At 52.1% G+C, this 15,089-nt stretch carries 10 protein-coding genes and 2 pseudogenes; 4 read left to right on the top strand and 8 right to left on the bottom strand.

The window, feature by feature from the left end; all coding sequences use genetic code 11:
• The 7 genes and pseudogenes from BFF42_RS15315 to iaaA form a co-directional block, all read right to left on the bottom strand.
• Positions 1-317 (bottom strand): annotated as a pseudogene (locus BFF42_RS15315) (transposase); the annotation flags it as partial.
• A gap of 71 nt (positions 318-388) precedes the next feature.
• A pseudogene (locus BFF42_RS15310) lies at positions 389-2,154 on the bottom strand (CHASE9 sensor domain-containing protein); the annotation flags it as partial.
• A gap of 177 nt (positions 2,155-2,331) precedes the next feature.
• Positions 2,332-3,243, bottom strand: coding sequence for a glutathione ABC transporter permease GsiD (gsiD, locus tag BFF42_RS15305; RefSeq protein ID WP_001236044.1), 912 nt, complete (start codon positions 3,241-3,243; stop codon positions 2,332-2,334).
• A 2-nt stretch (positions 3,244-3,245) separates the two neighbouring features.
• Positions 3,246-4,166 (bottom strand): glutathione ABC transporter permease GsiC, encoded by a 921-nt coding sequence (gene gsiC, locus BFF42_RS15300; protein WP_000936049.1) that lies wholly within the window; start codon positions 4,164-4,166, stop codon positions 3,246-3,248.
• Positions 4,167-4,183: 17 nt separating this feature from the next.
• Positions 4,184-5,722, bottom strand: a complete 1,539-nt coding sequence (gene gsiB, locus BFF42_RS15295) for a glutathione ABC transporter substrate-binding protein GsiB (protein ID WP_000090133.1) — start codon at positions 5,720-5,722, stop codon at positions 4,184-4,186.
• A gap of 19 nt (positions 5,723-5,741) precedes the next feature.
• The gene (gene gsiA, locus BFF42_RS15290) at positions 5,742-7,613 is read right to left on the bottom strand and encodes a glutathione ABC transporter ATP-binding protein GsiA (protein ID WP_039059525.1); all 1,872 of its coding nucleotides are present in this window, start codon (positions 7,611-7,613) and stop codon (positions 5,742-5,744) included.
• Positions 7,600-8,565 (bottom strand): beta-aspartyl-peptidase, encoded by a 966-nt coding sequence (iaaA, locus tag BFF42_RS15285; RefSeq protein WP_039059459.1) that lies wholly within the window; start codon positions 8,563-8,565, stop codon positions 7,600-7,602. Before iaaA ends, gsiA begins: the two co-directional genes overlap by 14 nt.
• A 203-nt stretch (positions 8,566-8,768) precedes the next feature.
• Between iaaA and moeA the strand changes: the two genes are divergently transcribed.
• Both moeA and moeB read left to right on the top strand, forming a co-directional pair.
• On the top strand, positions 8,769-10,004 hold the full coding sequence (gene moeA / locus BFF42_RS15280; RefSeq protein WP_000397361.1) for a molybdopterin molybdotransferase MoeA: 1,236 nt from the start codon (positions 8,769-8,771) through the stop codon (positions 10,002-10,004).
• Entirely contained in the window at positions 10,004-10,753 is a 750-nt protein-coding gene (gene moeB, locus BFF42_RS15275) for a molybdopterin-synthase adenylyltransferase MoeB (protein ID WP_000829216.1), read from the top strand. Before moeA ends, moeB begins: the two co-directional genes overlap by 1 nt.
• A gap of 75 nt (positions 10,754-10,828) precedes the next feature.
• Here moeB and fsa read toward each other — a convergent pair whose 3' ends face one another.
• Positions 10,829-11,491, bottom strand: a complete 663-nt coding sequence (fsa, locus tag BFF42_RS15270) for a fructose-6-phosphate aldolase (RefSeq protein WP_004981835.1) — start codon at positions 11,489-11,491, stop codon at positions 10,829-10,831.
• 130 nt (positions 11,492-11,621) lie between these two features.
• Here fsa and BFF42_RS15265 point away from each other — a divergent pair, with 130 nt between their 5' ends.
• A complete protein-coding gene (locus BFF42_RS15265) occupies positions 11,622-12,521 on the top strand; it encodes a glycyl-radical enzyme activating protein (protein WP_005024442.1) in 900 nt (299 codons plus the stop codon).
• Positions 12,522-12,526: 5 nt separating this feature from the next.
• Entirely contained in the window at positions 12,527-14,959 is a 2,433-nt protein-coding gene (locus tag BFF42_RS15260) for a glycyl radical protein (RefSeq protein ID WP_000209330.1), read from the top strand.
• Positions 14,960-15,089 lie beyond the last annotated feature (130 nt).

Below are 15,089 nucleotides of genomic sequence, written 5' to 3'. Positions count from 1 at the left end.
TCTGAGTTTCCCGATTATCGAGAACAGTTCAGGGAGTCTGACATCAAGAGCGCGGTAGCCTTTTTTAATATTTCATTCTCCATTTCAATGCGTTGTAGCTTTTTCCTCAGCTTACGTATTTCGATTTGTTCTGGTGTTATCGGAGAGGCTTTTGGTGTTTTGCCCTGACGCTCATCACGCAGTTGTTTGACCCATCTTGTCATTGTGGAAAGGCCAACATCCATAGCTTTGGCGGCATCTGCCACCGTGTATTTCTGGTCAACAACCAGTTGAGCGGATTCGCGTTTAAACTCTGCGCTAAAATTTCTTTTTTTCATTGGAGCACCTGTGTTGTTCTGAGGTGAGCATATCACCTCTGTTCAGGTGGCCAAATTCAGTGTGCCACTTCAATATCTTCAGCAATGGTAATGAACTTCAGCGGTGAAATGATCCCCCTCTCCGCAGAAACCCAACGGCACAACGCCTCCGCGCCCAGAATGGCGCGGGTGTTAATATCAACGATCGGTTGATAGACGAGGAATAGTTCGCCAATTTCCATTGCATGGCGAATATTACGCGCAATCCAGATATTCTCTTCTATTTCGTTGAGTTTCGCGTCATCACAGAAAATAAACTCGGAGAACATATGGTCACGGATACTGGAAATCGCCAGTTTCAGTTTTTCTGCGTAACTCCAGGCGTTTTCCCCCTGCAAAGGTTCACAAATGGCAGACTTATGGATGCGCAGATTGCGGTAGCCAAAGCTGCTGTCAAAATCGTTTACCATCGCTATTTTACGGGTAAATGTCTGTACATTTTCCCGACACAGAAGTAAATAGAGATCGGCATTGAATGTCACGATATCGCAGCATTGCGCATATTTCTCGGCAATTCGCTGACACAATTTCCTGACGATTTTATTGCGTTCATCAACACCAAACACCGCTTCCACGGCTTCCACGGCTTCCAGACCACACAGTTTGATGATCCCCACAGCCAGATACTGATTATTGTTGGACTCAATAATCGCCATATTTTTAATAAAACCGCTTTCCTGATCGTAAGAGATCAGTGAGAGCAATTTATTTGACCGTTCAATTTCGGCATCTTTCATTTCCGCGATCGAATTTTTGATGCTGATAATCTCTTTCGCATCGCCTTCGCGAATTTTCAGAGCCTCGATCTGATCCGTTGAGTCGGGCAAAAATGCCAGCGTATTAACCAGCTCGGTCATTTCAGAAAATTGCCGACGGAACACACGAGTGGTCATGAAATATACCACCAGCAACACGATAATAATGAACGCAAACGGTAGATAAAAAAGTTTATCTGATGCGTTCAATAAATTACCGCCAGGATAATAAAAATAGATTTCGAACAATGCATTATTTGGCACTGCTGATGTCTTTGCAATATACTCCGTATCGACAGAATCAATAATATGATAATTACCTTCGCTATTATAAATAATCAGTTTTTCACGAGCGAGTTGATTCTTGGCAATGATCTCATGACCTTGTTTCAAAAATAGAACTTCATCATTAGCGCTGATTTGATCAAGATACTCGTTCAAATACCGCCAGTTTAAATCGACATGAATTTTATCTACCGCTAACAAATCGTGATCTTTGCCGTTGATACGTAGCGTAAAAGAGATACATTTTTTACCCGGACGATCAAAGCAATTGTATGCCGGATTCCAGCTGTTGTTAGAGTCATCTGAAGCCACCGACCACGGTCGTTTCGATGGGTTAAAATCGGCAAAAATAACCCGCCCTGACTCGTCGACAAGCGGTCCATTTACTTGTTCCTGATGATAAACAACGATTTTATCATTCGCCCTCCGTGAAAAGAGATAATATTTATTATCATCAAGTACCAGTCCCACCGAGTCTAAAAATGGCATCATTTCCATTTTCAGAATCACGGCGCGTTGAATCTCCTCTGTATTTATAAATACAGTGAGTCCTTTAATGTCAGGGCCGAACGTTCAATATCTTTAAAGAAATAGCCAACGTTTTTCTGAATAAGTTCAAAGCGGCTATCGGCACGTTTTACCGCGCGTTCCGATACCAGTTGATAGTTAATGATGAAAAAAAGACCAATAAATGACAGTGCTGCCAATAAAAATAAAATTATCAGCCTTATCTTTATCTTTTCGTATAAACTCAGCATGTTAATACATTTAACAAAATAACTATCTGAACGCTGTGCCGCTGCAAAAATAGTCCCTTGCTGCGGCTTTTTAACCAAATTACCCGATTCTACAAAATCAGCAGAAAGTTACAACACTTGCTTAGGGCAATAATTTCCTGTGAGGTGATTACCCTTTCAAGCAATATTCAAACGTAACTATCCTTTAATTTTCGGATCCAGCGCATCGCGTAAACCATCGCCCAACAAATTGAACGCCAGTACGGTCAGAAAAATAGCCAGGGCCGGAAAAACAGCGACATGCGGCGCGATAACCATATCCGCTCGTGCCTCATTGAGCATTGCTCCCCACTCTGGTGTCGGCGGCTGCGCACCGAGGCCGAGAAATGACAGGCTGGCGGCAGAGATAATCGAGGTGCCAATGCGCATGGTGAAAAACACCACGATAGACGAGACGGTCCCAGGCAAGATATGACGCAATAAAATGGTCATATCGCTGGCACCAATACTGCGTGCTGACTCAATAAAGGTTTGCTGTTTCAACACCAGCGTGTTGCCGCGCACCAGTCGGGCAAACGCGGGGATGGAAAAAATGGCGACTGCGATAATCACGTTAGCAATGCCGCTTCCCAACACCGCAACAACAGCGATCGCCAGTAAAATACCCGGGAAGGCAAACAGCACATCGCAAATGCGCATGATCAGCCGATCCCACCAGCCTTCATAATATCCAGCCAACAAGCCCAGCAACGTCCCGATCGCCGCACCGATAAACACGGCAAACACGCCCGCCGCCAGCGAGATTTGCGCACCAACCAGGACACGGCTGAAAATGTCGCGCCCCAGTGAATCGACGCCAAACCAGTGCTGCAAAGAAGGTCCGTTATTCAGATTGTCATAATCAAAATAATTTTCGGCGTCATAGGGAGCGATCCAGCGTGCAAAAATGGCCACCACAATCAATAAAATAACGAATAATGCGGCGGTCATCGCCATATGCTGACGGCGAAATCGTCGCCAGAATTCATGCCACGGTGTACGCACCTGGTCAGGTTTGACCAGTGGCATGGCGTTTAACACCGCCTGACGTCGCCAGTTAAATAGTCGCATCCTTACTTGTACCTGATAGCCGGGTTAATGGCGGCGTAAAGCACATCCACCACTAAGTTGATAAGAATAAATTCCAGCGAGAAAAGCAGAATTTCCGCCTGAATCACCGGGTAATCGCGCATTTCTACGGAGTCAACGAGTAAGCGTCCAAGTCCGGGCCAGTTGAAAACTTTCTCCACCACGATAGAACCACCGAGCAAAAAGCCAAACTGTAAGCCCATCATGGTCACTACCGGGATCATCGCGTTACGTAGCCCGTGTTTGAGGACAACCCAGGTTTCGCTCACCCCTTTCGCCCTCGCGGTACGCATATAATCTTCGCTTAAAACATCGACAAACGACGCGCGGGTAAAGCGCGCCATCACGGCTGCCACTGCCGCGCCGAGCGTCAGGGAGGATAAAATGTAGTGCTGCCAACTGTCTGCTCCCACGGTAGGCAGCCAGCCCAGTTCAACGGAGAATACCTGAATTAAAAGCATCCCCAGCGCAAATGCCGGAAACGAGATCCCCGACACCGCAATGGTCATACTCAATCGATCCGGCCAACGATTACGCCAGACGGCGGCGATAATTCCCGCCGCCATACCAAATATCACCGCCCAGACCATACTGGTTATGGTCAGCCACAGCGTTGGCATAAAGCGGCTGGCAATCTCATCGGCAACCGGACGACGCGACACCATCGACAGGCCAAAATCCCCCTGCACAGCATTGCTGATATAGTGCCAGAACTGGTGATACAGCGGCTGATCCAACCCCAGCTGCTGACGCACCAGTTCTATAACCTGCGCATCAGCTTCGGGCCCGGCAATCAATCGCGCCGGATCGCCGGGCAGCATATGCACAAATAAAAACACCAGCACCGAGACGATAAACAGCGTCGGAATCAACCCCAGTAAGCGTTTGATAACGTAATTAAGCATTCCACTCCCTGCGTTGCTTATTGCAAATCCGCGTCTTCAAAGCTGAAGCCGGTGTCTGGCATGATCCAAAAACCGGTCAGGTTTTTACTGTGTGCCGACACCAGTTTTTCTACCACCAGCGGGATCCACGGCGACTCTTGCCAGATGATATCCTGCGCCGCCTTATACAAGCGGGTCTTTTCCGCCGGATCATTAGTTTTCAGTGCCTGAGCCAGGAAGTCGTCCACCTGTTTATTGCTGTAAAATGCGGTATTAAACAGCGTCGGTGGCCAGTTTTGCGAGGCGAACAGTGGCGATAGCGCCCAGTCCGCTTCGCCGGTTGAAGCCGACCAGCCAGTGTAGAACATCCGCACGCCGCTCTCTTTTTGCCCTTTACCTTCAACTTCTGCCGCCCGCTGTCCGGCATCCATCGCGGTCACCTGGGCTTTAATCCCGACCTGCGCTAACTGCTGCTGGGTAAATTGCAGCACTTTCTGCGCGGTGCTGTGGTTATGTGACGACCACAGCGTGGTACTGAAACCGTTGGGATATCCCGCCTCTTTCAGTAATTCGCGCGCTTTCACTGGATCGTAAGGCCACGGTTTATAACTTTGCGCGTAGGCGATACTTGGCGGTACCACACCAGTAGCTGGCGTTGCATAGCCCGCAAAGGCAACTTTCACCAGCGCCGGACGGTTAATGGCGTAATTCAGCGCCTCACGGACCTTCGGGTTATCGAACGGCTTTTGCGTCACGTTCATACTGATATAACGCTGCATAATTGACGGACTGGCCATCAACTCGATATTTTTGTTTTTCTCCAGCAGTGCGGCCTGCTCGTAGGGAATGGGGAAAGCAAACTGCGCTTCACCGGTTTGCAGCATTGCCGCGCGGGTGTTGTTATCCGCCACCGGACGCCAGGTTATGCTGTCCAGTTTGGGCAATCCTGGCTGCCAGTAACCCGCGAATTTTTTCACCTTCACAAAATCGGTCTGATTCCAGGTATCCAGTTCATACGGTCCGGTTCCCACCGGATGAAAACCAATCTCCTTGCCATATTTTTCCAGCGCTGCCGGTGAAATCATCGCGGTCGCCGGATGGGCAAGAATATTAATAAACGCTGAGAACGGCTGTTTGAGGGTAATCTTTACCGTTGTCGGATCGATCGCCTCCGTTTTGGCAATATTCTTATACAGGTTATAGCGTTTAAGATGATTCGCCGGATCGCTGGCCCGGTCCAGATTCGCTTTCACCGCCGCGGCGTTGAAATCGGTGCCATCCTGGAATTTAATTCCTTCCCGCAATTTCACGGTGTAAGTAATGCCGTCATCGGAAACGGTATAACTCTCCGCCAGCACGTTTTTCAGTTTCATCTCTTTATCCAGACCGAACAGCCCCTGGTAAAACGATTTCGCTACGGCCTGAGATAACGTGTCATTCGCGTCATACGGATCGAGCGTGGTGAAATTCGATCCTACCGCCACCACCACATCTTTGGCAGCGAATGCACAAGATGCCATCAACGCTGTCGCAATGCCCAGCGCCACTAACCCACTACGGTGTACAGCTCTTGCCATTTTATTCTCCGCCTGAATGTTATCTACGCATGAATGCGTATTCTGATTGTGGTTGTGCGACGTAATGCCCCGGCCCGACGCATTGCAACGAGACGGCTGCCACCTCTTCGCCACGCAGATGAATATTGCTGGGAAGATCGTCCGACAGCAGTACACGCTGCGGTCGTTGTCGGGACGGTTCAGCGACCGGAACTGCCGCCAGTAATTTACGCGTATAAGGATGCTGCGGGTTTTCGAAGACCGCGCGCCGTGGACCAATTTCAACAATTTGCCCGAGATACATCACCGCCACACGATGACTAATCCGCTCTACCACGGCCATATCGTGGGAGATAAACAGATACGCAATGCCGAAATCACGCTGGAGATCGAGCAACAAGTTGATAATCTGCCCGCGAATAGAAACATCCAGCGCCGAAACGGCTTCGTCGGCAATGATCACTTTTGGATTCAATGCCAACGCGCGAGCAATGCAGATGCGCTGGCGCTGACCGCCGGAAAACTCATGCGGGTAACGCCAGGCATGTTCAGGTAACAGGCCCACGCGCTCCAGCAACCACGCAACGCGTGCAGCCGCGTCTTTACCTGGCAATAAACCGTGTACACGCAGCGGTTCGATAATCGAATCACCGATGGTCTGACGTGGGTCCAGCGAAGCGTAAGGGTCCTGAAAAATAAACTGAATATCCCGGCGCAATGCCTGAAGTTTGCCAGGTGACAAGGTATCGATTCGCTGACCGTTAAAGATAATTTCGCCGCCCTGCGATTCGACCAGGCGCAGCAACGCCCGCCCGGTAGTGGATTTACCGCTGCCAGACTCGCCCACCAGCGATAGCGTTTCGCCAGGCCAGAGATCAAAACTGACTTTCTCAACGGCATGCACTTCCCGCGTTACGCGATTCAACAAACCGCTGCGCAAAGGGAAACGGGTGACAAGATTACGCACTCGTAAAACAGGTTCGCCATCCACCACCGTTTTCTGCTCGATGGGGGGGTCCTGTTTCGCTGGATGTTCAAGCGATATCAATGGGAAACGTCGGGGATAATCTAACCCTTTCATCGCACCAAGTTGCGGAACAGCAGCTAACAGCGCACGGGTGTAAGGATGTTGCGGTGCATGAAAAATCTGTTCGACGGTACCCGTTTCCACCGCCTCGCCCTGATACATCACCAGTACCCGATCGGCTATCTCTGCCACCACGCCCATATCGTGCGTGATAAAGATAACGCCCATCGACATCTCTTTTTGCAATACTTTGATTAATTGCAGGATCTGCGCCTGAATAGTGACATCCAGCGCGGTGGTTGGCTCATCGGCAATCAGCACCGCCGGGCGGCATGACAGCGCCATCGCAATCATCACTCGCTGGCGCATCCCGCCAGAGAGTTGATGCGGATAACGTGAAAGAATGGTTTGTGCCTCAGGAATGCGTACCTGATCCAGCATCCGCTTCGCCTCGACCATCGCTTCTTCACGACTGGCGTTCTGATGCAGACGAATTGATTCGGCAATCTGTTCACCCACAGTAAATACCGGGTTCAGCGATGTCATCGGCTCCTGAAATATCATCGCCATATCCGCACCGCGAACATGGCGCATTTGTGCAGCGCTCTGCTCGCTAAGTTCAATCACTTCGCGACTGCGCCGCTGCAACAGCATTTTATCGCACTGTACTAAACCGCCCGCCTGTTCCAACAGGCGCATCAATGCCAACGCAGTCACTGACTTACCGGAGCCGGATTCGCCAACAATTGCCAGCGTCTCACCGCGTTGCAGACTAAAAGAGAGATTGCGGACCGCAGCTATTTTCTGCTGGTCCTGCATAAAGGCAATATTCAGATTTTCAACCGCCAGCACATTACCGGCATCAAGTTCATCACTGTGTGGCAACGGTGTCCCCTTTTTCACGGTAGATACCGGTGGTTGGCGTATCGCCTGCGTAGCCCCAGGCGCGATACATTCCTTCGGTGTTAAACGGTAGCGCGACATTCCCTTCATGGCCGATAGCGATTAAGCCACCGCTACCGCCAAGCGCAGGGAGTTTTTCCATTACTACCCGCTCGCAGGCTTCCGCGAGACTTAATCCGCCGTAATCCATTAACGCGGCGATGTCATATGCCGCCAGCGCGCGGATGAAGACTTCGCCCGTGCCGGTACAAGAAACCGCCACACTGGCGTTATTGGCGTAGCATCCGGCACCCACTAAGGGACTATCGCCAACTCGTCCGGGTAATTTATTGGTCATTCCGCCTGTGGACGTGGCTGCCGCCAAATTGCCGTCTAAATCCAACGCCACGGCCCCCACGGTGCCCATTTTCTGTTTTTCATCCAGTGGCGCACCGCTATGGTCGAGGACGGTTGCCCCTTCCTTGCGCGCTGCCAGTAGTTGTTCATAACGCAAAGGCGTGGAGAAAATCTCCGGCGAGACGCGCTCCATGCCACGAGCAAACGCAAAATTTTCTGCCCCTTCGCCAATCATCATCACATGCGGGCTTTGCTCCATCACCAGCCGGGCGGCAAGAACCGGATTACGCAGATGACTAACGCCCGCCACCGCACCGGTTTTCAGGGTGTTACCATCCATCATACAGGCGTCCAGTTCATGGGTTTCATCACGCGTAAAGACAGCGCCAATTCCGGCGTTAAACAGTGGACACTCTTCCAGCAGACGCACCGCTTCCGTCACCACATCCAGCGCACTTTCGCCCGCTTCCAGCATTTTCTGCCCGGTTTCAACAATGGCAGACAACGCCTCAATGTAGCGTAATTCCTGTTGCAGACTCATCTGCGCGCGGCTAATTGCACCTGCGCCACCATGAATTGCAATGACTGCTTTGCCCATAGTATTCGTCCATTAAGGGTGGCTCGCCACTTTTGCTATAAATATCAGAATTTTTATGAATTACTCATTCAATTTTTGAATATAGAAAGATGGATATGGCATGTAAAGGCAGGAGCCAACGCTACGCCCGAGGTGGCATACAGTCTGTGGCGTTTTTCTGACATAATAGGCAAATTCGATTTTGCCTCCGCAGGAGTGTTTTCATGGAATTTACCACCGGATTGATGTCGCTCGACACCGCGCTTAATGAGATGCTTTCTCGCGTCACCCCACTGACCGCCCAGGAAACGCTGCCACTGGTACAGTGTTTTGGTCGTATTCTGGCGAGCGATGTCGTTTCGCCGCTTGATGTTCCGGGGTTTGATAACTCCGCAATGGACGGCTACGCGGTGCGTTTAGCCGATATTGCCTCCGGGCAACCGCTGCCCGTTGCCGGTAAATCCTTTGCCGGTCAGCCGTATCATGGTGAATGGCCTGCGGGCACCTGCATTCGTATTATGACCGGTGCGCCGGTGCCGGAAGGCTGCGAAGCGGTGGTGATGCAGGAGCAGACTGAACAAACGGACAATGGCGTGCGTTTTACTGCTGAAGTGCGTAGCGGGCAAAATATTCGCCGTCGCGGTGAAGATATCTCTGCAGGTGCGGTTGTTTTCCCGGCGGGAACTCGCCTGACTACCGCAGAGCTGCCAGTAATTGCTTCACTGGGGATTGCCGAAGTTCCGGTGATTCGTAAAGTGCGTGTAGCGCTTTTTTCTACCGGTGATGAACTCCAGTTGCCCGGTCAGCCGCTGGGCGACGGCCAAATCTACGACACCAACCGTCTCGCCGTACACCTGATGTTAGAACAGCTGGGTTGCGAGGTAATCAACTTAGGGATTATCCGCGACGATCCCCATGCCCTGCGCGCCGCATTTATTGAAGCCGACAGCCAGGCGGATGTAGTGATCAGTTCCGGCGGTGTTTCAGTGGGTGAAGCGGATTACACCAAAACGATTCTTGAAGAGCTGGGGGAGATCGCCTTCTGGAAGCTGGCGATTAAACCAGGTAAACCGTTCGCGTTCGGTAAACTCAGCAATAGCTGGTTCTGCGGCCTGCCGGGCAACCCGGTTTCAGCGACGCTGACCTTCTATCAACTGGTACAGCCTTTGCTGGCAAAACTAAGCGGCAACACCGCCAGCGGCCTGCCCGCGCGCCAGCGCGTACGCACAGCGTCCCGCCTGAAAAAAACGCCAGGACGTCTTGATTTCCAGCGCGGCGTGCTGCAACGCAACGCCGACGGTGAACTTGAAGTGACGACCACCGGACATCAGGGTTCACATATATTTAGCTCCTTTAGTCTCGGCAACTGCTTTATCGTGCTGGAACGCGATCGCGGCAATGTGGACGTGGGCGAATGGGTGGAAGTAGAACCGTTTAACGCGTTGTTCGGAGGCCTGTAATGGCGGAACTCAGCGATCAGGAGATGCTGCGCTACAACCGGCAAATCATTCTGCGCGGTTTTGATTTTGACGGTCAGGAGGCGCTAAAAGATTCTCGTGTGCTGATCGTCGGCCTCGGTGGACTCGGCTGCGCAGCTTCGCAGTATCTGGCAAGCGCCGGTGTCGGCAACCTGACGCTGCTCGACTTCGACACGGTTTCGCTCTCGAATCTGCAACGCCAGACACTGCACAGTGATGCCACGGTCGGGCAACCGAAGGTGGAATCCGCCCGTGACGCCCTGACGCGGATCAACCCACATATCGCGATTACGCCAGTCAATGCACTGCTAGATGACGCAGAACTTGCAGCATTGATTGCTGAACACGATCTGGTGCTCGACTGTACGGATAACGTTGCGGTACGTAATCAACTGAACGCAGGCTGTTTTGCCGCGAAGGTGCCGCTGGTTTCCGGCGCGGCAATTCGTATGGAAGGGCAAATCACGGTCTTCACTTATCAGGACGGCGAACCGTGCTATCGCTGCCTTAGCCGTTTGTTTGGCGAGAACGCGTTAACCTGCGTAGAAGCAGGCGTGATGGCACCGTTGATCGGAGTAATTGGTTCGTTGCAGGCAATGGAAGCGATCAAACTGCTGGCAGGTTATGGCAAACCGGCCAGCGGGAAAATCGTCATGTACGATGCGATGACCTGTCAGTTTCGCGAAATGAAACTGATGCGTAATCCGGGGTGTGAGGTGTGCGGGCAGTAATTGCCACCTCCAAGCCAGATAAGACGCGGCACTCCGCCACGTCATCAGCAATTTATGAGGATGCAGAACGTCCGGTTAAATCGACGTTCTGCCAAACGCTCCCAGCCAGTCCTGTTCAAACTTCGCCACAGCGGCATCAACCGCCGGATAGCTAATCATCTGTTGTGCCACATCCAGTGGCAGCGTAATTGATTCACATCCTGCCAGTAAGCAGTCCAGCGCCTGACGCGGGTTTTTGAAACTCGCTGCCAGCACTTTCGCCTGCGGCGCATGCATTTTCAATAACTGGTGTAAGTCGGTCACAGTCTGAATGCCGCTACCGCCCTGAGCATCAATACGATTAACGTAAGGCGCAACATATTCCGCACCTGCCAGCGCCGACAGCAGCCCTTGTGCTGCGCCATATACCGCGGTTCCCAGCGTTGGAATCCCTTCCGCTTTTAACATCTTAATAGCTGCCAGCCCCTCGGCGGTCACCGGAACTTTCACCACGATATCCGCAATAATAGAACGCAATTTACGTGCGTCATTCACCATCCCTTCAGCAGTGGTAGCCATTACCTGGGCAAACAGACGCCCCTGACCGCCCATCGCTTCATGAAGTTGCGGAAGCACAACATCCAGCGGTTTTTTACCCGCGGCGATAATGCTTGGGTTAGTGGTCACACCCGCCAGCGGAAAAATACGTGACAGCGCCTTCACCGCAACAACGTCTGAAGTATCCAGATACAGTTCCATAACCATCCTCAAAATGTACTTTTTGTCTGAATGTAGACTATCACGGGAAAACTCTCTGAACAGTTGACGCACATCAACCCAACTTTCATTCGAAAGTATTTTAATGTTTGAACGAAACAGAGAGGCAACTATGATTTTCAATATTCAGCGCTACTCGACCCATGATGGCCCCGGTATCCGCACGGTCGTATTTCTAAAAGGCTGTTCGCTGGGCTGCCGCTGGTGTCAGAACCCGGAAAGCCGCGCCCGCACGCAGGATCTGCTGTATGACGCACGACTGTGTCTGGAAGGCTGCGAGCTGTGCGCTAAGGCAGCGCCGGAAGTGATTGAGCGCGCATTGAATGGTTTGCTTATTCATCGGGAAAAGTTAACCCCGGAGCATCTGACGGCGCTAACCGACTGCTGCCCGACACAGGCGTTAACCGTGTGTGGGGAAGTGAAAAGCGTTGAGGAGATCATGGCGACCGTTCTGCGCGATAAACCGTTTTACGATCGCAGCGGCGGCGGCTTAACGCTTTCGGGTGGTGAACCCTTTATGCAGCCGGAAATAGCGACGGCGCTACTGCAAGCCTGCCACGAGGCAGGCATTCATACTGCGGTAGAAACCTGTCTGCATGTGCCGTGGAAATATATCGCCCCTTCTCTGCCCTATATCGATCTGTTTCTTGCCGATTTAAAACACATTGCCGACGCGCCGTTTAAACAGTGGACCGACGGTAACGCCGCCAAGGTGCTGGATAACCTGAAAAAACTCGCCGCAGCGGGCAAAAAAATCATTATCCGCGTGCCGCTGATTCAGGGCTTTAATGCCGACGAAACCTCTGTAAAAGCCATTACCGATTTTGCCGCCGACGAGCTGCACGTTGGCGAAATTCATTTTCTGCCCTACCACACGCTGGGCATCAACAAATATCACTTACTTAATCTGCCCTATGACGCCCCGGAAAAACCGCTTGATGCGCCAGACCTGCTCGACTTTGCCCAGCAGTATGCCTGCCAGAAAGGGTTAACCGCGACCTTACGAGGATAACAACCATGACCACACTGAAACTGGACACGCTCAGCGACCGCATTAAAGCGCACAAAAATGCGCTGGTGCATATTGTGAAACCGCCGGTCTGTACCGAGCGCGCGCAGCACTATACCGAGATGTATCAACAACATCTCGATAAGCCGATCCCGGTACGTCGCGCGCTGGCTCTGGCGCATCACCTGGCGAATCGCACCATCTGGATCAAGCACGATGAGTTGATCATCGGCAACCAGGCAAGCGAGGTTCGCGCTGCGCCGATCTTCCCGGAATATACCGTCTCGTGGATCGAAAAAGAGATTGATGATCTGGCAGATCGTCCCGGTGCTGGTTTTGCGGTGAGCGAAGAGAACAAACGCGTTCTGCATGAAGTGTGCCCGTGGTGGCGCGGTCAGACGGTACAGGATCGCTGCTACGGCATGTTTACCGATGAGCAAAAAGGTCTGCTGGCGACCGGAATCATTAAAGCGGAAGGCAATATGACCTCCGGCGATGCGCACCTGGCGGTGAATTTCCCGCTGCTGCTGGAAAAAGGTCTTGATGGTCTGCGCGAGAAAGTAGCGGAACGTCGCTCGCGCATCAATCTGACGGTACTGGAAGATTTGCACGGCGAACAGTTCCTGAAAGCGATTGATATCGTGCTGGTGGCAGTCAGCGAACACATTGAACGTTTTGCAGCCCTGGCGCGTGAAATGGCCGCGACCGAAACCCGCGAAAGCCGTCGCGATGAACTGCTGGCGATAGCAGAAAACTGCGATCTTATCGCCCACCAGCCGCCGCAGACTTTCTGGCAGGCGCTGCAACTGTGTTACTTCATCCAGTTGATATTGCAGATCGAATCTAACGGTCACTCGGTATCGTTTGGTCGTATGGACCAGTATCTCTACCCGTACTATCGCCGCGACGTTGAACTCAACCAGACACTGGATCGCGAACACGCCATCGAATTGCTGCATAGCTGCTGGCTGAAACTGCTGGAAGTGAACAAGATCCGCTCCGGCTCACACTCAAAAGCCTCTGCGGGAAGTCCTCTGTATCAGAACGTCACCATTGGCGGACAAACTCTGGTTGATGGTCAACCAATGGACGCGGTGAATCCACTCTCTTACGCGATCCTCGAATCCTGCGGTCGCCTGCGTTCCACTCAGCCTAACCTCAGCGTGCGTTACCATGCAGGAATGAGTAATGATTTCCTCGACGCCTGCGTACAGGTGATCCGTTGCGGCTTCGGGATGCCGGCGTTCAACAACGACGAAATCGTGATCCCGGAATTTATTAAACTCGGTATTGAACCGCAGGACGCTTACGACTACGCAGCGATTGGTTGTATCGAAACCGCCGTTGGTGGCAAATGGGGCTATCGCTGTACCGGCATGAGCTTTATCAACTTCGCCCGCGTGATGCTGGCGGCGCTGGAAGGCGGGCGTGATGCCACCAGCGGCAACGTGTTCCTGCCACAAGAAAAAGCGTTGTCGGCAGGCAACTTTAACAATTTCGATGAAGTAATGGACGCGTGGGATACGCAAATCCGTTATTACACGCGTAAATCAATCGAAATCGAATATGTCGTCGACACCATGCTGGAAGAGAACGTGCACGATATTCTCTGCTCGGCGCTGGTGGATGACTGTATTGAGCGAGCGAAAAGTATCAAGCAAGGCGGCGCGAAATATGACTGGGTTTCTGGCCTGCAGGTTGGCATTGCCAACCTCGGCAACAGCCTGGCGGCAGTGAAGAAACTGGTATTTGAACAGGGCACGATTGGTCAGCAACAGCTGGCTGCCGCACTGGCGGATGACTTCGATGGCCTGACTCATGAGCAACTGCGTCAGCGGCTGATTAACGGTGCGCCGAAGTACGGCAACGACGATGATACTGTCGATACGCTGCTGGCTCGCGCTTATCAGACCTATATCGACGAACTGAAACAGTACCATAATCCGCGCTATGGTCGTGGTCCGGTTGGCGGCAACTATTACGCGGGTACGTCATCTATCTCCGCTAACGTACCGTTTGGTGCGCAAACTATGGCAACGCCGGACGGGCGTAAAGCCCACACCCCGCTGGCAGAAGGCGCTAGTCCGGCCTCTGGTACTGACCATCTCGGCCCTACTGCGGTCATTGGCTCGGTGGGTAAACTGCCTACGGCAGCGATTCTCGGCGGCGTGTTGCTCAACCAGAAACTGAATCCGGCAACGCTGGAGAACGAATCTGACAAGCAGAAGCTGATGATCCTGCTGCGCACCTTCTTCGAGGTGCATAAAGGCTGGCATATTCAGTACAACATCGTTTCCCGCGAAACGCTGCTGGAGGCGAAAAAACATCCGGATCAGTACCGCGATCTGGTAGTGCGTGTCGCGGGTTATTCCGCCTTCTTCACCGCGCTCTCTCCAGACGCTCAGGACGATATCATCGCTCGTACTGAACATATGCTGTAATCTCTTCGGCCCGGCTGCGGCGTCGCCGGGCTAAATCATTCACATCATCAATTTCATCCTTACTTTCATTCGAAATATAATTTGTGCTCTGCGTCACATTGTTATTACACTGTTACGGTTTCATTTTCGA

Origin of the sequence: Shigella sp. FC1661 (assembly GCF_001712525.1) — a bacterium.
Taxonomy (GTDB): domain Bacteria; phylum Pseudomonadota; class Gammaproteobacteria; order Enterobacterales; family Enterobacteriaceae; genus Escherichia; species Escherichia coli.
The sequence above is the reverse complement of the archived record's forward strand: the minus strand, read 5'-3'. Positions and strand labels throughout refer to the sequence as shown.